This window comes from Flavobacterium wongokense (assembly GCF_021608265.1).
Classification (GTDB): domain Bacteria; phylum Bacteroidota; class Bacteroidia; order Flavobacteriales; family Flavobacteriaceae; genus Flavobacterium; species Flavobacterium wongokense.
This window is the reverse complement of sequence record NZ_JAKIHP010000001.1, coordinates 1,039,385-1,057,233: the sequence shown is the minus strand read 5'-3', so window position 1 is coordinate 1,057,233 and position 17,849 is coordinate 1,039,385. Positions and strand designations below refer to the sequence as shown.

General features: G+C 38.0%; 16 protein-coding genes. 11 read left to right on the top strand and 5 right to left on the bottom strand.

Translation table 11 applies throughout. The annotated features are described in order from the left end of the window. From L1S31_RS04495 to L1S31_RS04485, 3 genes are all read left to right on the top strand, one after another. Entirely contained in the window at window positions 1–1,470 is a 1,470-nt protein-coding gene (locus L1S31_RS04495) for a sensor histidine kinase (RefSeq protein WP_370637856.1), read from the top strand. Between the two features lie 11 nt (window positions 1,471–1,481). Beyond that, on the top strand, window positions 1,482–2,264 hold the full coding sequence (locus L1S31_RS04490) for an enoyl-CoA hydratase/isomerase family protein (RefSeq protein ID WP_236462774.1): 783 nt from the start codon (window positions 1,482–1,484) through the stop codon (window positions 2,262–2,264). 136 nt (window positions 2,265–2,400) lie between these two features. Then, window positions 2,401–4,830, top strand: a complete 2,430-nt coding sequence (locus L1S31_RS04485; RefSeq protein ID WP_236462771.1) for a T9SS type A sorting domain-containing protein — start codon at window positions 2,401–2,403, stop codon at window positions 4,828–4,830. A gap of 30 nt (window positions 4,831–4,860) precedes the next feature. Here L1S31_RS04485 and L1S31_RS04480 read toward each other — a convergent pair whose 3' ends face one another. Genes L1S31_RS04480 through L1S31_RS04470 form a run of 3 tightly spaced genes read right to left on the bottom strand, consistent with a single transcriptional unit; the run spans window position 4,861 to window position 7,291 of the window. Continuing rightward, complete coding sequence (locus L1S31_RS04480) at window positions 4,861–5,505, bottom strand: HD domain-containing protein (RefSeq protein WP_236462767.1); 645 nt, start codon at window positions 5,503–5,505, stop codon at window positions 4,861–4,863. A 51-nt stretch (window positions 5,506–5,556) separates the two neighbouring features. Continuing rightward, window positions 5,557–6,546, bottom strand: coding sequence for an acyl-ACP desaturase (locus L1S31_RS04475; protein WP_236462765.1), 990 nt, complete (start codon window positions 6,544–6,546; stop codon window positions 5,557–5,559). Window positions 6,547–6,556: 10 nt separating this feature from the next. After that, on the bottom strand, window positions 6,557–7,291 hold the full coding sequence (locus L1S31_RS04470; RefSeq protein ID WP_236462762.1) for a lysophospholipid acyltransferase family protein: 735 nt from the start codon (window positions 7,289–7,291) through the stop codon (window positions 6,557–6,559). Window positions 7,292–7,537: 246 nt separating this feature from the next. Between L1S31_RS04470 and recA the strand changes: the two genes are divergently transcribed. From recA to L1S31_RS04450, 4 genes are all read left to right on the top strand, one after another. Continuing rightward, complete coding sequence (gene recA / locus L1S31_RS04465; RefSeq protein WP_236462759.1) at window positions 7,538–8,542, top strand: recombinase RecA; 1,005 nt, start codon at window positions 7,538–7,540, stop codon at window positions 8,540–8,542. A 92-nt stretch (window positions 8,543–8,634) separates the two neighbouring features. Then, window positions 8,635–9,048, top strand: coding sequence for a hypothetical protein (locus L1S31_RS04460; protein ID WP_236462756.1), 414 nt, complete (start codon window positions 8,635–8,637; stop codon window positions 9,046–9,048). A gap of 17 nt (window positions 9,049–9,065) precedes the next feature. Next, a complete protein-coding gene (locus L1S31_RS04455) occupies window positions 9,066–9,617 on the top strand; it encodes an RNA polymerase sigma factor (RefSeq protein WP_236462753.1) in 552 nt (183 codons plus the stop codon). Continuing rightward, window positions 9,614–11,278: an outer membrane beta-barrel protein gene (locus L1S31_RS04450; protein WP_236462749.1), complete on the top strand. Its 1,665-nt coding sequence runs from the start codon at window positions 9,614–9,616 to the stop codon at window positions 11,276–11,278. The genes L1S31_RS04455 and L1S31_RS04450 overlap by 4 nt, the downstream gene beginning before the upstream one ends. A gap of 87 nt (window positions 11,279–11,365) precedes the next feature. Here L1S31_RS04450 and L1S31_RS04445 read toward each other — a convergent pair whose 3' ends face one another. Next, window positions 11,366–12,106 (bottom strand): lysophospholipid acyltransferase family protein, encoded by a 741-nt coding sequence (locus L1S31_RS04445; protein WP_236462745.1) that lies wholly within the window; start codon window positions 12,104–12,106, stop codon window positions 11,366–11,368. Between the two features lie 72 nt (window positions 12,107–12,178). Here L1S31_RS04445 and trpS point away from each other — a divergent pair, with 72 nt between their 5' ends. Continuing rightward, window positions 12,179–13,156, top strand: a complete 978-nt coding sequence (trpS, locus tag L1S31_RS04440; RefSeq protein ID WP_236462740.1) for a tryptophan--tRNA ligase — start codon at window positions 12,179–12,181, stop codon at window positions 13,154–13,156. On the opposite strand, the gene dprA is transcribed toward trpS, so the two are convergent. Further along, window positions 13,157–14,260, bottom strand: a complete 1,104-nt coding sequence (dprA, locus tag L1S31_RS04435; protein ID WP_236462738.1) for a DNA-processing protein DprA — start codon at window positions 14,258–14,260, stop codon at window positions 13,157–13,159. Window positions 14,261–14,361: 101 nt separating this feature from the next. On the opposite strand from dprA, the gene L1S31_RS04430 reads away from it, so the two are divergent. The 3 genes from L1S31_RS04430 to L1S31_RS04420 are packed head-to-tail and all read left to right on the top strand — an operon-like array spanning window position 14,362 to window position 17,842. Further along, entirely contained in the window at window positions 14,362–15,309 is a 948-nt protein-coding gene (locus L1S31_RS04430) for an HU domain-containing protein (RefSeq protein WP_236462735.1), read from the top strand. Window positions 15,310–15,367: 58 nt separating this feature from the next. Continuing rightward, window positions 15,368–15,877 carry an acyl-CoA thioesterase gene (locus L1S31_RS04425; RefSeq protein WP_236462732.1) on the top strand — a complete coding sequence of 170 codons (510 nt, stop codon included), beginning with the start codon at window positions 15,368–15,370 and terminating at the stop codon, window positions 15,875–15,877. Between the two features lie 51 nt (window positions 15,878–15,928). Continuing rightward, entirely contained in the window at window positions 15,929–17,842 is a 1,914-nt protein-coding gene (locus tag L1S31_RS04420) for a transglutaminase-like domain-containing protein (RefSeq protein WP_236462730.1), read from the top strand. Window positions 17,843–17,849 lie beyond the last annotated feature (7 nt).

Genomic DNA, 17,849 nt, shown 5'->3' with positions numbered 1-17,849 from the left:
ATGCTCAAAGGATTCAAAATGTCAATGCTGTCGCTTCGTATTAGGATTTTTCTATCGATGATTATATTGATATTGATTGCTTCCATTTTGATGGCTTCGATTTCTGTCATCCAATTTAAGAATGAAGCCAAGGAATACCATCAGGAAAGATTGGACCGAAAGGAATTTGCTATAAAGGAACATATTAATTATGTCCTTGCAAATACTACTTATCCGTTGACGGAAAAAAACCTTCCCCTTATTTTTAAGGACAAAATACACGAATTGGCCGACATCCATAACCTCGAAATCAATATTTATGGATTGAACGGGAAATTGCTGAAATCTTCCAAAGCTTCCTTTTCTGTAGACAAAGTGGCGCCGCCAATTCCGAATTATGTCTTGAAACTGGTCCAGTCGTCTGTAGAAAAAAGATATGTTGACATCAAAAATGTAAACGGCGTCAAGAACCGCTCTTCCTATAGCCAAATCAAGGATGACAAATTTAAGCCCTTGGGAATCCTGAATATCCCTTATGTGGAAGACGACGGTTTTTATGAAACCGAACTACGCCAGTTCCTTTTGAGATTGAGTCAGGTTTATTCCTTCATGTTGATCGTTGCGTTTGCTTTGGCATACTTCCTGGCGAGTTACATCACAAAATCGCTAAAAACGATTTCCGATAAAATTTACGAAACGAGCCTGAACCAAAAAAACGAGAAAATCGTTATTGAAGCCAACAGCAAAGAAATTAATTCGTTGATTAATGCCTATAATCAAATGGTGGACAAACTTGAAGACAGTGCGACAATGCTGGCTCAGAGCGAACGGGAACAGGCTTGGCGCGAAATGGCGAAACAGGTTGCACACGAAATCAAGAATCCGTTGACGCCAATGCGATTGACGGTGCAGAGTTTCCAGCGGAAATTTGATGCCAATGATCCCGAATTAAAACAAAAGCTAAACGATTATTCCAAAACTTTAATCCAGCAGATTGATACGATGAGTGCTGTGGCTTCGGCGTTTTCCAACTTTGCTTCGATGCCTGCGCAGCAAAATGAAACGCTCAATGTGGTTCAGGTTGTCGAATTGGCTTTGGATATTTTCAACGAGGATTTCATTCTTTTTGAAAGCAATAAGGAATATGTAATTTCGAAAATCGACCGAACTCAGTTGATTAGGATTATTACCAATTTGGTTAAAAATGCCATTCAATCCATTCCGGATGAGCAATTGGACAAACGCATTTTGGTATCGGTTAATGAAAAAGAAGACAATGTAATCATTTCTGTTGAGGACAACGGAATCGGAATTGACCCTGAAAACAGGGAGCATGTCTTTGAACCAAAATTCACCACAAAGACCAGTGGTATGGGCTTAGGTTTAGGAATTATCAAAAATATCATAGAAAATTACAAAGGAACCATTACTTTTGAAACAGAAGTCGGAAAAGGATCTACATTCATTGTTTCGCTTCCCATTGTTAAATAAAACTGCTTACCATGAACTTCGAAAACATACTAGTAACTACAGAAAACGGAATCGGGCAAATTACGATTAATCGTCCTTCAAAATTAAATGCTTTGAACAAAGCAACAATCCAGGAATTACACGATGCTTTTGAAGCGCTTGAAGCCAATGAAGAAATTCGGGTGATTATTGTTACCGGAGAAGGCGAAAAGGCTTTTGTTGCCGGAGCAGACATTTCGGAATTTGCGAATTTTTCGATTCAGGAAGGCGCACATTTGGCGGCTCAGGGACAGGAATTGCTTTTTGACTTTGTCGAAAGCTTAAGAAAACCGGTTATTGCAGCTGTGAATGGTTTTGCACTTGGCGGCGGTTTGGAACTGGCAATGTCCTGTCATTTCAGGATTGCGTCTGATAATGCCAAAATGGGTCTGCCGGAAGTTTCGCTTGGCGTAATTCCGGGTTATGGAGGAACACAGCGGTTACCACAATTAATAGGGAAAGGCCGTGCGATGGAAATGATCATGACCGCAGGAATGATTTCTGCCGAAGAAGCTTTCCGTGCCGGATTGGTGAACCATGTGGTGCCACAGGCTGAGCTTTTGGACTTTACAAAAAACATTGCAACAAAAATCATGAGGAATTCGCCTTTTGCAATTGGAAGAGCGATAAAAGCCATCAATGCTAATTACAAAGACGGAATCAATGGCTTTGAAACCGAAATCAGGAATTTTGGAAAATGCTTTGGCACCGAAGATTTCAAGGAAGGGACCACTGCATTTTTGGAAAAAAGAAAAGCGGAGTTTACCGGAAAATAGCTCCTAATTCAAGCGGTGTTTGGTGTTTTCAGGGAAATAAATTTTGAATTTTATAAAAGTTGTTAAAATTTAATGCCTTGTTTTGTTACATTTGGAAGCAACAAGCTTTTTCCAGTGAAATTGTAACATCCAAAACATGAAAAAACTATTACTCATTGCCTTATTTCTTTTTAATTTATCCGTTTCTGCACAAATCCCAGGTGAAATAGATGCTTCCTTTAATACTGAAGGTTGGTTTGCAACTTCCGCATCAATCTCTAAAATTGTCACACAACCTGATGGAAAAATACTTTTAGGAGGAGATATTGATTTTTTTCATGGCATTGCTGTCAATAATATTATCCGATTGAATGCCGATGGCAGTTTAGACAATACTTTCAATCTGGGAACTACATTTGTGGATATTTCCACGTTTGTGCTTCAACCTGACGGGAAAATTGTTGTCGTAGGAAGAACGCTCACTAGTTCTTTACTGGTACGTTTGAACGCCGATGGTTCGGCCGACCCTTCCTTTACTTCTGTTTTAGGTCCAACGTGCCTTGCCTTACAGGCTGATGGCAAAATAATAGCTGGTGGAATTGACGGTGATCAGGTAGTTCGTCTAAACACTGATGGATCAACGGATTCCAGTTTTAATTCGGGTGCTTATTTAGATTCTGTTAATACTTTACTGGTTCAGCCTGATGGTAAAATAATGGTTGCAGGAAATTCGCTTAGCGGGACAAATCAACCATGCCTCTACAGGCTTAATATAAATGGAACTATTGACGGCACTTATAACAATCAATTAGTAACTGGAGAAATAAGCTCTTTATCAAGGCAGTCTGATGGAAAAATAATAACCAGCGGTAAGTATTTTTCAGGTAGTGGCATCAGTGGTTTTAAAAATGTTATCCGATTAGAAGCAGATGGTTTAATAGACAATTCTTTTTTAATAGGACAAACAGATTATGGAAGCCTAACATACTCTATGATTCAGCCAGATGGAAAAATTCTGATTGGAGGACAATTTTCTACCTATAACGGAACATCCGCCAACAATATTACTCGTTTAAATTCTGACGGAACGATAGACAATTCTTTTACAACCGGAATTGGCCTTAACCAAACTGTAAGCGCTCTAGCCGTTCAATCTGACAATAAAATACTTATTGGAGGCAGCTTTACTTATTATGACACAACTGCTGCCGACAGCATTGTTCGTTTGAATTCCAATGGTAGTTCAGACTCAGGTTTTCTCACCGGCATTGTAGTTGCCAATAGCAGTGCGAAGGCATTATGCATACAATCTGATGGAAAAATTGTAGTCGGCTTCAATGGCAATCATTATAATAATTCAAGATTAAATCGCCTTATCCGCCTCAACTCAGATGGCTCAACCGATAGCTCTTTTAACATTGGCAGCGGATTTAATTTGGGCTCAGGTGCTTTCACCCACATTGACGTCATTGTCCAACAAGCTGATGGAAAATTGGTGGTTAGCGGGTTGTTTTCAAATTATAATGGGCATAACGTTAAAAATCTTGTGCGACTCAATACCGATGGCTCTTTTGACAATACATTCAGCAATGCAAACAGCAATAATTTGGAGGATGTTATCAGCATGGTTATTCAACCCAACGGTAAAATAATCGCTTGTGACTGGGTTACAAATGGTGCTTTTAGTGACGTTGTTAGATTTAATGCCGACGGAAGCCCAGATCCTACCTTCATTTCAGTGGCCGAGTTTGATCAAAGCATATCTAACATTGTGCTTCAATCCGATGGGAAAATCCTGGTAGGTGGAGACTTTACTTCCTATAACAACACCACTGCAAATGGTATCATTCGATTGAATGCCGATGGAAGCATTGACAATTCATTTAACAGTGGAACGGCTTTTGAAGATGGCGGCCAGGTTTATTCTATAGCGCTATTGCCTAATGGCAAAATAATGGTAGGAGGTTTCTTTTTCTCGTATAATGGGACTACCGTAAAGCACTTGGTTCGTTTGAACAGCGATGGAACACTTGACACTTCCTTTAATACCGGTACAAGTTTTAATCGATTTGCCTGGACAATTGCAGTCCAGCAAGATGGAAAAGTTTTGGTCGGAGGAATCAATTTTTCTTCTTATAACGGTACTCCTTCAAACCGTATCATTCGTTTAAACTCCGATGGTTCTGCCGATTCATCATTCATCATTGGTTCAGGTTTTAATTCGGCCGTTAATTCTTTGGCAATCCAGTCGGATGGAAAAATTATTGTTGCCGGTGCCTTTTCAAACTATAATGGTTCGGTTGCAAAGGGGATTATACGCTTGAATGGAAATTCATTAGGGCTTGATGACACTGCACAAATGGAACTCAGGCTTTACCCAAATCCGGTTAAGGATAATCTATACTTTGACATGGATGCCTTTTCCGAAATTAAGTCTTGCTCGGTCTTTGATTTATTGGGCAAAAAAATTATCTCGGAACTAACCTCAGAAAATACAATTGATGTCAGCAGTCTTCCTAATGGAATGTATATCCTAAAAGTAGAAACTGCAGCAGGTCAATTCATCAAGAAATTTATTAAGGATTAACAAATAAGGAGAACATTCAGTTCTCCTTTTTTATTTTCTGCCTTCCCATTCAGCATAAAACTGCGAAAGGAAATCTTCCATGTACTTATGGCGCTCTTCGGCTATTTTTTTGCCTGTCGCAGTATTCATCTTGTCTTTTAGCAGCAGTAGTTTTTCGTAAAAATGATTCAGCGTTGGCGATTCCGATTTTTTGTATTCCTCCTTATCCATATTCAGCTTTGGCAAAATTTCAGGATTGTACAAAGCCCTGTTCTTAAATCCGCCATAATTGAAACACCGCGCAATCCCAATTGCTCCAAGGGCATCCAATCTATCGGCATCCTGAACGATTTCAAGTTCTTTGGAGTTGAATTTCTTTTCAAAATTCCCGCCTTTGAATGAAATGTTTTCTATGATATTGATGACATGCTGGATAATTTCTTCAGAAACATTTTCACTTTCCAAAAAAGCTCGGGCTGTTTTTGGACCAACGCTTTCATCTCCGTCATGGAATTTACTATCGGCAATGTCGTGGAGCAATGCGCCAAGCTGGACAATAGTCAAATCACAATCTTCGCCTTTTGCAATCAATAATGCATTTTTATAAACGCGTTCTATGTGGAACCAGTCATGGCCACCTTCGGCGTTTTCTAATTTTTCCTTTACAAAAAGGATGGTTTTATCTATTAAATTCATCTGATTTGGAATAAAAAAATCCTTAATGAAAAGGATTTGATTTTGTAGATTTTATCTTGCCAGTGCCGGTTCGACCCATTTGAAAATTGTTGATTCAGTAGGAATTACCAATCGCTCGGAAACTTTTGCCATCCTTGCCGGAAGTTTCATCAGGTATTCTCTTGCCTTTTCAGCTTCATCTGTTAAACCGGTAAGCTTTTCAATTTCCCATTTTTCGATTAATTTCTGCATGATGTCAACATAATCTGAAGCGGTGTAAACTCCTATTCGCTGCGCAGAATCTGAGAAGTTTAGGAAAGCCTCTCCTATTTTTTCTCCCGATTCCCTAAGGAATTGGGCTGGCATTACAATTTTTTGTTTCATCATAAAGTTGAAGGCCAAAAGCATTTCACTTGGGTCAACTTTAAAAATTTGGGATACAAATTCGCTATAAGCATGGTGGTGACGCATTTCATCACCAGCAATCATCTTACATATTTTTGCTAATTTTTTGTCGCCATATTGTTTGGCTATTTGTGAAACCCTGTTGTGTGAAATATAAGTTGCCAATTCCTGAAAGCTGGTATAAACAAAGTTCTTATAAGGATCACGGCCGGTACCAATATCAAATCCATCAGAAATTAAATGCTGTGTGGTCATTTCGATTTCGCGCATATTTACGCGGCCTGATAAGTACAGGTATTTGTTCAACAAATCTCCATGGCGGTTTTCCTCGCCTGTCCATTGACGAACCCATTTACTCCAGGCATTATTTTCTACCTGGCCAACACCATCAACATCCATCAACCAGGACTCATAGGTTGGTAAAGCTTCTTCAGTAATCATATCACCAACCAACGTTACCCAAAAATCGTAGGGTAAATCTTTGGCTATCTCTCTTAATTCCTTCACTTCTTCAAAAAAGTTTTCGTTTTCGGAATCAGGCAAAAAGTCGGATGGCTGCCAAATAGTTTCAACAGGAATAAGGTATTCCTGCATATAACCTTCAATCTTACTTTCCAGGGACTGCATTACCTCCAGACGGATATTCTTTATTGACATTGTATCGAAATTATATTTTAATAGACTGGGTTACTGACTTTTCTGTTTTCTCCATTAACTCTTCAAAAGGATAATCTTTTACAGCAATCGCTTCGTGAATTATAAATTGCAAATTATTTCCTAAACCCATTGGAAAAGCTCCAAATTTAACCATTTTCCACGAATTATTGATGGTAATTGGCACAACATATGCCGAAGGCGCATATTTACAGAGGATTTTTAGTCCGCTTTGGGCAAATTCTTTTGGCTTTCCGTCCTTGCTTCTTGTTCCTTCAGGAAAAATAACTGCCGAGCGTTTGTGTTTTTCAATATATTCAGACAATTGCTTTATTACGGGAATTGCCTGCTTTGGGTCTTTCCGATCGATAAGGATTGAGCCGCCATGCCTAAGGTTGTACGAAACACTTGGAATGCCTTTCCCCAGTTCCTTTTTGCTGACAAATTTGGCGTGAAACCTCCTCAAGTACCAAATAATTCCTATGATATCATATAAGCTTTGATGATTGGCAACAAATATTATTGGAGCATCTTTCGGAATCGTATCCCTATTCTGTACAGTATAGGTTGTCCCTAGAATACGGGTACATAAAGTCAGGCAAAAATTCAGGTAATCGACACTTTTTTTATGAGCCTGATAGCCAAAAACGTTCAGGCATATCCATTGAACAGGATGAAAAATAACCAGGCACAATCCAAAACAAAGATAATAGACTACTGAAATTGGATACGAAATAAGCTTTTCCATTGCATACAAAATAGAGGACAAAAATAAGGAAAAATAGGGGGACGCAATATAAAACAAGGTTAAAAACAGTTTATTTTTTTATAAAATATACAGTTTTTATACACCTGTTTGAGGTCAAATCCACGTACCTTTAAAGTGATTATAATCAATATTGGAACCGTCAAAATAATTTGTTCAAAACTCCTCTGGTTTGTATCCTATGACATCAAAAAAAGCATTATTTTTATGCCACAAAATTTATAAAAAATGAGTTCAGAAAAAGAAGCGAAATTAAAAGCATTACAACTAACACTAGATAAATTAGACAAAGCTTACGGCAAAGGAACCGTAATGAAAATGGGAGACAAAGCAGTCGAAGAAGTAGAAGTGATACCTTCAGGCTCGCTTGGTTTGGATTTAGCTTTGGGCGTAAATGGTTATCCAAAAGGAAGGGTTATTGAAATATACGGACCTGAATCTTCGGGTAAAACAACATTGACGCTTCATGCCATTGCAGAAGCCCAAAAAGCAGGTGGAATTGCTGCCTTTATTGATGCTGAGCATGCTTTTGACAGAAATTATGCCGAAAAGTTAGGCGTTGATATTGAAAATTTAATCATTTCACAACCTGATAATGGTGAGCAGGCATTGGAAATTGCCGAAAACCTAATCCGTTCCGGTGCAATTGACATTGTAGTAATTGACTCTGTTGCTGCATTAACGCCAAAAAGTGAAATTGAAGGCGAAATGGGTGATTCCAAAATGGGATTGCATGCCCGTTTGATGTCACAAGCCTTGAGAAAACTAACTGGAACCATCAGCAAAACCAATTGTACCGTTTTCTTTATCAATCAGTTGAGGGAAAAAATTGGAGTTATGTTTGGTAATCCTGAAACAACAACCGGCGGAAATGCTTTGAAATTCTATGCTTCAGTTCGTTTGGATATCCGTCGTTCCTCACAAATCAAGGAAGGCGAAAATGTAATTGGGAACCGAACTAAAGTAAAAGTGGTTAAGAACAAAGTAGCGCCACCTTTCAAGACTGCCGAATTTGACATCATGTATGGCGAAGGAGTTTCCAAAACTGGAGAAATCCTCGATTTAGCGGTTGAATTTGAAATCATTAAAAAAGCCGGCTCTTGGTTTAGCTATGGCGATACAAAACTAGGCCAGGGAAGAGACGCTGTCAAAGTGCTTATAAAAGACAATCCGGAATTAGCTGACGAATTGGAACAAAAAATAAAAGAACAGATTAAAGAGAACGAAGCTTAAAAACTAAATCACGCCCAGAGCGTGATTTTTTTATTATCTTAACGCAACCATTTTTACAAACGAACATCTTTAGGAACAAATCGAATATAATTATGAAGAAAGTATTCTCACTTTTAGCCTTAGTTTTCTTACTAGGTGCTTGCACACCAGACGATAATCCGCATTATACATTTGAATTGACAAAAATTGAAAGTGTTGAAATTCCAACAGAATTTACATTAGGCCAAACCTATCCGATTACTGTTCATTTTAAACTGGCAACTTCCTGTCATTATTTTAACCAGCTTTATTATGAAAAGTATTTGAATGAGCGAACGATAGCTGTTGAAACCGCTGTTGAGGAAAGAAATAATTGTATAGAAACTCCAAATGATGAGGCAGAATATACTTTTAATTTCTATGTAACAAGCAATGGCTCTTATAAATTTAAGTTTTATCAAGGGAAAGATGAAAATAATGTGGATGTATTCTTAGAATATGAAGTGCCTGTAACGAACAAAAAATAATAGTCAATTTTTGAAAATTGGATTTAAATCAACTCATAAATGATTGCAAAAACAATGATAGAAAAGCGCAAGAACAGTTATACCGATTATACTCGTCAAAACTGTTTGCTGTCTGCTTAAAATATTCGCGCAATCATACCGAGGCACAGGATAATTTCCAGGATGGTTTTCTTCTGATTTTTAATAAAATTGAGCAGTATTCCTTTAAAGGTTCTTTTGATGGCTGGCTTAAGCGGGTAATGATTAACCATGTTTTGCAACAATACCGGACGCAGACATTCCTGAGTTTGGTAAATGAAGACGTTGCCGAAGATCATGAAGTTGAAATTGATGATGACAACATATCGCTGGACTATTTGTTAAAGATTATCCAGGAATTACCAGACCGATACAGGTTGGTGTTCAATCTTTATGTTAATGATGGTTATTCGCATGCCGATATTGCTGACATGCTTTCGATTAACATTGGAACATCAAAGTCAAATTTATCTCGGGCACGAATGATTTTAAAGGAAAAAATAGAACAGCATAAAAACGAGGAAAACAAAAAATTTCCTTCTGCAAAATGAGTGAAAGAAAAAACATAGATCGACTGTTTCAGGAGAAATTCAAGGACTTCGAAGTTAATCCTTCCGAAGAAGCCTGGGTAAATATTGAAGCAAAGCTCGACGACAAAAAGAAAAGAAGGGTAATTCCATTTTGGTGGAAATTATCTGGTGTTGCTGCCGTGTTTTTACTTGGTTTTTTAATCTCGAAATCCATATATGATGGTGGTGTCAAAACAGACAATCCTATTGTAAACGAAAATAATTCCAATCCAAAAGACAAAACCAATATTAAGGATGTCCATTCAAAACATATGAAAGACAATGAAATTCCGAATGAACCGAACAGCAAACCGGAAAACCAAAGTCCAATTGTAAATCAAAATGATGCTGGTAAATCCAATCAGGAAAAAGTTGAAGACCTCAATAAAACAAATAATTCCGTTTCGAATAATGCGGTTGTTGAAACTTCCAATAAAGTCAAAGGCAGCAACACTTCGGAAGAAAAAAAGGGAACTCAAAAATCGGTTTATTCCTCAAAATCTACTGTGGCAGAAAGAAAAGCATCGCATCGCCGTTCTTTGAAAAATAGCTCCAATCCTGAGAAAAACAAAGCTTCAATTACCGAAACAGCTTTTGAAAAATCACAGGATCAGCTTGCCCAAAATCCAAAAACCAAATCGAAAGAATCCAATCAAAATCAGCAAAACAATAAACAGCCCAATGCTGAAAAAGAACTGGTACAAAACGATTCAAAAGACAAAAACAACAAGGAGACTCCAATTTCTGAGGATAAAAAAACCATCAATCTTGATGATTTAAAAGGAAATAATAATTCAAAAGTCGCAACAAAAGAAACCGACAAGAAAGCAAACGACACAGCTTCCAATAAAAGTGTCGCTAAAAATGAATTGGAAGAATTGCTAAATGAAAAAGAAAGCAAGAAGAAAGAGTCTAAAAAAAGCAGGTGGCAATTGACCTCAAACGTTGCTCCTGTTTTTTTAGGTTCGATCGAAAGTGGTTCGCCAATCGATTCAACACTTTCCAGGAATTCCAAATCGTATAAAACCGATGTGGGCTTTGGACTTGGCGTAAGTTATGCCGTGAATAAAAAATTCTCCATCAGGACCGGATTGAATAAGGTAAACATGAGTTATGACACTAATGACATCCTGTTTTTTACCGGGCTACAGGCAAAAACACTGCAAAATGTCAGCCCAATAGCCAGCAGCAAAATGATCCATGTGGAAAGTAGTACTGCAGCGACTCCAAGTTTTTCAGAAACCACTTTACTCCCTTTTGAAAATTCATTTGTACACAAAAACAGTGGTTACCTTAAACAGGAAATGGGTTATCTGGAAATGCCGGTTGAAATGACCTATAACTTGTTGGACAAAAAATTTGGCCTAAAAATCATTGGTGGATTCAGTACGCTTTTCCTTCAGGACAATAAAATTACAATTGTCGGCGAAGATCGTTCTACCGTGCTTGGGGAAGCCAATAATTTAAATGACGTCCATTTCAGTACCAATTTGGGACTTGGAATAAAATACAGCTTTATGAAATCTTTTGAGTTCAATGTTGAACCTACTGTAAAATATCAACTGAATACATTTAACGAAAACGCCGGACATTTCAAACCCTACCTTTTTGGGATTTACAGCGGTATCAGTTATAAATTTTAGTTTGTTACTATGTTTAAAATTAGTTAAGGTGATGTTATTGCTTCCGAGTAATAGCTGAAAAAGAGTTCCAAGGTTAGGGACTCTTTTTTATTTATGGAATGCCTCAAGTTGTTTTAGGATGACTTCACGGACAGATGCCTTTAAAGTCTTTTTGTATTCAGTAGTAGCATCTTTGGTATCAAAAAAATGATGGATTTTCACTCTCATTTCACCCGGGCTTCCACTAAAGAAGGTATAGGAAAATCGTTTTTTGTTATCGGCAAAAGTCAACGGAACAATTGGAATGTGATGGTCAATTGCCAAGCGAAAAGCTCCATCCTTAAACTCATCCAGCAATACAGATTCGTCATCGGGAACTCCGCCTTCGGGGAAAATGCAGATACTCAACCCTTGATTCAAACGTTTCTGTGCTCTTTCAAAAACCGCCATTCTGCTTTTAGAGCTTTTCCTGTCGACCAGAATACAGGTTCGTTTGTAAAAAAATCCAAAGAGCGGAATGTTAGCCAATTCCTTTTTGCCCACAAAAACAAAGGGATTCTTAACTACCGAAAGCATCAGCATGATATCGGTCATTGAAGTGTGATTGGAGACAAACATATAACTTTTGCCTTCGACGATTTCCTGCTCGGTTTCCACTTTTGGGAAAAATCCCATTCCAAGCAAAATGAATTTGGCCCAAATCCTTGCCATGACAAAGAAATAAGGATACCATCTTTCCGAAAGTATTGAAATAAAAAGAAATGGGAACATGACGATTATCGGAATCGCCATTAGTATGTAGAACCAAATGCGATAAAGTGTCCAAAAAACAATTTTCAGTGCTCTCATCTGTCAAAAGTAAGGAAACGTATGCAATTTTTGATACAAAGGTTTAACTTTGCGACTAGAAAAAAACTGAAGATGTCAAAAATATTAACCGGAATCCAAAGTACCGGAACACCACATTTAGGGAATTTATTGGGCGCCATTCTGCCTGCTATTGAACTATCGAAGAATCCAGCCAACGAATCGTTTTTGTTCATTGCCGATTTGCATTCGGTAACGCAGATTAAAAATGGAGATGAGCTTCGTCAAAACACATACAGTACAGCCTCTGTTTGGCTTGCTTGTGGTTTGGATATCAACAAAGTGATTTTTTACCGTCAGAGCGACGTTCCCCAGACAGCGGAATTGTCCTGGTATTTGAGTTGCTTCTTCCCTTTTCAGCGTTTGACTTTGGCACATTCCTTTAAGGATAAGGCTGATCGATTGGACGATGTAAATGCCGGTTTGTTTTCGTACCCAATGTTAATGGCTGCGGACATCTTATTGTATGATGCCAATTTTGTCCCGGTTGGAAAAGACCAGTTGCAGCATATCGAAATTACACGCGATGTGGCTTCGCGATTCAATCACCAAATGGGGGAAACCTTTGTCATTCCTGAAGCTAAAGTTCAGGAAGACACCATGTATATTCCCGGAACTGATGGCCAGAAAATGAGTAAATCCCGTGGAAATATCATCAACATTTTCCTCGATGATAAAGCTTTGCGCAAACAAATCATGACGATTGAAACCGACAGCACGCCATTGGAAGAACCAAAAAATCCGGATACGTGTAAAATATTTGGGCTGTATAAATTATTGGCAAACGCAGAACAGATTGCCCAAATGAGAACGAAATATGAAAATGTAAATCGTGATTTTGGTTACGGTCATGCCAAACAGGAATTGTTTGAATTGATTATCACGAACTTCAAAACCGAACGTGAAAAATACAATTACTATATGAGCAATCTTGCGGAAGTGGATGTTTTGCTAAAACAAGGTGCTGCAAAAGCCGGAAAAGTAGCTGATGATGTTTTACAGAAAGTCAGGGTTAAATTGGGATTTGAATAATTAAACCGCTTCAAACAGTTTTCCGGGCAATGGCCTTACAACACCTTTGAGTTCCATATTTAAAAGCAAGGTTGAAATCCTGAAAATCGGGAAATCGCATTCCAATGCTATGATGTCGAGTAATTGCTTTCCCTGTTTTTGAAGATAGTTGTAGACTTTTTGCTCGTCATTATCCAAACTTACAAATAATTGTTTTTGAATGGGACGCGTTTCTTTTGCTTCCAATTCCCAATTCAAAATATAAATCAAATCTGCCGCCGAAGTCATCAGGTTGGCGCGTTGCGTTTTGATTAGATTATTACAGCCTGAGCTAAATCTATCCGTGGTTCTTCCCGGCACTGCAAACACATCGCGGTTGTAATCATTGGCAATCATTGCCGTGATTAATGAGCCTCCTTTTTCGGCACTTTCAATTACAATTGTGGCTTCGCTCATTCCGGCAACTATGCGGTTTCGTTTGACAAAATTTTCCTTTTCGGGGTTGGAACTGCTCCAAAATTCAGTTAGGAATCCTCCATTCTGTTCCATTTTGGCAACGTATTTCTTGTGTGTTTTGGGATAAATCTGATTCAGACCATGCGCCAAAACTCCAATGGTTTGCAGGTTATTTTCCATTGCGGCCTGATGCGCAACAATGTCAACACCATAAGCAAATCCGCTGACGATTATTGGATTGAAAATTGCCAAATCGGCTATCAACTGCCTGCAGAAATCCATTCCGTGAGAAGTAATTTGGCGTGTGCCGACAATGCTGATTATTTTCCTGTTATCCAGATTTAAATTGCCCGATGCAAAAAGCAAAACCGGTCCATCAATACAGTGTTTTAATCGATCAGGGTAATTTACGTCCTGATAAAAAAGCAGCTTGATTTTTTCACTTTCAATGTATTTTAATTCCTGTGCTGCCTTTTCGAAAATGGTTTTATCCTTCAGGTTTTTAATCAAAAAATCACCAATACCGTCGATTGACTTCAACTGACTCGCTTTCGAATTCAAAACATTCGAAGCTGAACCGCAGTGGTTTATCAGTTTTTTAGCCACAACATCTCCAACGCCCTCCACTTTCAATAAGGCTAAAACGTTCAAAAGTTCAGTTGAGTCCATATAAGTAATTTACTACGAAAATAAGAATTTTTTCTTGGGATTGTTAATAAAAATTGTGAATAATTTTTTGATACTACTATTGTTTCTCTAAATTTGTTCACATGAAGATTGAGCAATACATTTCCCAATTATTATATCGTTATCAATGTGTTACCGTACCAGGATTTGGTGCGTTCCTGACGGAATTCCAGTCGGCACAATTGGACGAAAGCTCGCATTCATTTTATCCTCCTAAAAAGATGGTTTCCTTTAATCCATTCATCAAAAACAATGATGGTTTATTGGCTAATCATTTGGCGGAAGCCGAAAAAATCTCTTATGAAGTTGCAGTAAATGCAATCCAGAATGAGGTGTCGCATTGGAAAACCAAGATTCAGGAATTTGGGAATTTCTCTATCAAGAATATCGGTGATTTTTCATTGAATTCGGAAAAGAACATTGTTTTTGTTCCGGTGGACCAAATCAATTACCTGAAGGAATCTTTTGGACTGAGTTCCTTTATTTCTCCGGCTGTAAAGCGTGAAGTCTTACGTGAAACCTACAAAGAGGAAGTAGAACAACTCGAAGAACAGGCTCCGATAATCTTCACTCCTGAAAAGAAAAGAAATTATTCATTCCTGAAATATGCTGCGGTATTCCTGCTTTCAGCCGGTATTGCCGGAACTGTAGGGTACAAATTCTACGAAAAGAAAATTGCCGAAGAAACACTTTTGGTACAAACCAACGTTCAGAAAAAAGTAAACCAAAAGATTCAGGAAGCAACATTTTATATTTCAAATCCATTGCCGTCTGTGACCTTAACCGTTCCTGCTGAAAAAATGCCGTACCATGTAGTTGCCGGTGTTTTTAGGATTGAAAGCAATGCAGAAGAACATTATCAGAGATTACTCAAATTAGGATTTAAAGCTATAAGGCTTGCGCCAAACAAACACGGATTATTCCCGGTGTTGTATGGAAGTTATCCAAGTTATACCGATGCACAGCAGGCTATGAAAGACATTCATAAGTTAGATAACAAAGATGCCTGGCTTTTGATACAGGAACAATAAAATTATCCCGTGAAAACGGGATTTTTTGTTTAGGCTCATTACCTTTGCAAAAAAAAGTATGAGCCCAAAATTTCCTTCAGAATCACATACCATTTTAACCGATTTGGTTTTGCCAAGTGAAACCAATCCATTGAATAATCTTTTTGGCGGCGAATTGCTGGCACGAATGGACAGGGCAGCGAGCATTGCAGCACGAAGGCATTCCCGAAGGATTACGGTTACTGCTTCGGTAAACCACGTTGCTTTCAATCGTGCGATTCCTTTGGGAAGCGTTGTAACTGTTGAAGCGAAAGTGTCCCGTGCGTTTACATCCTCTATGGAAATCTTCCTTGATGTTTGGATTGAAGACCGTGAATCAGGGAATAAAACGAAGGCAAACGAAGCCATCTATACTTTTGTTGCGGTTGATGAAACTGGAAATCCTGTTCCGGTGCCACAAATTGAGCCTCAGACTGAAGAAGAAAAATTGAGGTTTGACGCAGCTTTGCGCAGAAAACAACTGAGTTTGGTCCTTGCCGGAAAAATGAAACCGCACGACGCAACCGAATTAAAAGCGTTGTTTTTATAGTACCCCTTTTTTTATTTAAAAAAAGCAGTATATTTCCAAAAATTCTGTAAAATGAAAACCATTAAATTTTTGTTGGTTTCTGTTTGCTTTTTTGTGAATGCTGCTATGGCGCAAAAGGGCATTGATCCAACTCCGGAAGACATTACGAAGGCAAAAAAATTACGCGAAATTTATGCTAAAGATGACATTGCCATCCTCGAAAGCAGTGATTATATTTCCTTTGATTTAAACAAAAAAGACGGAAAAGTAATTGTAAATCACAATTCTAAGGAGAATTTGATGAACATCAATTACCGCTCAGATATCCACAAAGCCGAATTTTACGACAGCGAATCGAGCATTGAAACTTTCTCTATGAAATACCGCAATGACAAGACTGCACAATTTCAGGTAACGGACGAATATTATAAGGATAAGGATTTGTTCTACAACGATGCAAAGGTAAAATACATCACAGTTGATTTTCCTGTCCAGGGCTACAATTATAAATACGAAATGCAGAAAAAGTATGATGACGTAAAGTATTTTACGGCTTTGTACTTTAATGATGAATATCCAATCCTAAAGAAAAAAATCTCATTTGACATTCCAAACTGGCTTGAAGTTGAATTAAAGGAATTGAATTTTGACGGTTACAAAATCACCAAAACATCCTCTCAGGAAAAAGACATCACGCACATCACCTATACATTTGATGATGTTCCTGCGGTTTACAAGGAGGAAGAAACTCCGGGAAGAAGCTACATTTATCCACACATCCTAATCCTGGCGAAATCTTTTACCAAAGACAATGTAAAAACTCCATTGTTCAGGGATTATAAGGATTTGTACAAATGGTATCGTTCACTGGTATTGATGATGAAAGACGATCCGAATGTAATGAAAGCAAAGGTTACGGAGCTTACGGCAAATGCCAAAACCGATGACGAAAAAATCAAGAACATTTACTATTGGGTTCAGGACAACATCCGTTACATCGCTTTTGAAGATGGCATTGCCGGATTTAAACCCGACGAATCCAACCACGTTTTCGAAAAAAGATATGGCGATTGTAAAGGAATGGCCAATTTGATTAAGCAAATGCTGAAATTAGCCGGTTTTGACGCGCGTCTTACCTGGATTGGAACCAAACACATTGCCTACGATTACAAAACCCCATCTTTGGCAGTGGACAACCACATGATTTGTACATTGATTTACAAAGGCAAAAAAATCTACCTTGACGGAACTGAAAAATTCAATTCTTTGGGCGATTATGCAGAGCGCATCCAAAACAAGGAAGTCATGATTGAAGACGGAGAAAACTGTATCATTGAAAAAGTACCAGGCGGAAATGCCGATGCCAATAAAGAGGTTTTCAAAGCCGCATTAAGCCTTGACGGAGAAAAGATGATTGGTACGTGCAACAAAAGCTTTTTAGGCGAGAGCAAAACCCAGTTCCTGAACATTTACAATAGTTTTGAATCCAATAAAAAGAAAGAACGCCTTGATGGTTTTTTAACAAGGCAGAAAAAGGACATTGTTGTAAACGATTTGAAGACAAGCGATTTCAAAAACCGTGATTCGGTTTTGACGCTTGATTATGGCATTGCGATTTCAAATAAGGTTTCTTCTTTTGACAATGAGATTTATGTTGATTTGGATTTTATGAATGAATATAAAGGCTTCGAATTAAAAGACCGTAAAGTAGATTATGAGATGGATTATAAAACCTATTTCAATTCCGAAATAACCTTAAAAATCCCTGATGGTTACAAGGTGACCAAAATACCTTCGAACCTGGTCATCAAGGAAAATAATTTCGACGTAAACATCAGTTTCGAAAACACCGGAAAAGAAATTGTCTATAAAAAAACATTCCTGTTCAAAAACGCCTGCATCAAAGCGGGTGAAATTGGGAAGTGGAACGATTTCAACAAAAAACTAATTGAAAATTATAACCAACAGATTACCTTATCAAAATAAAACCAAA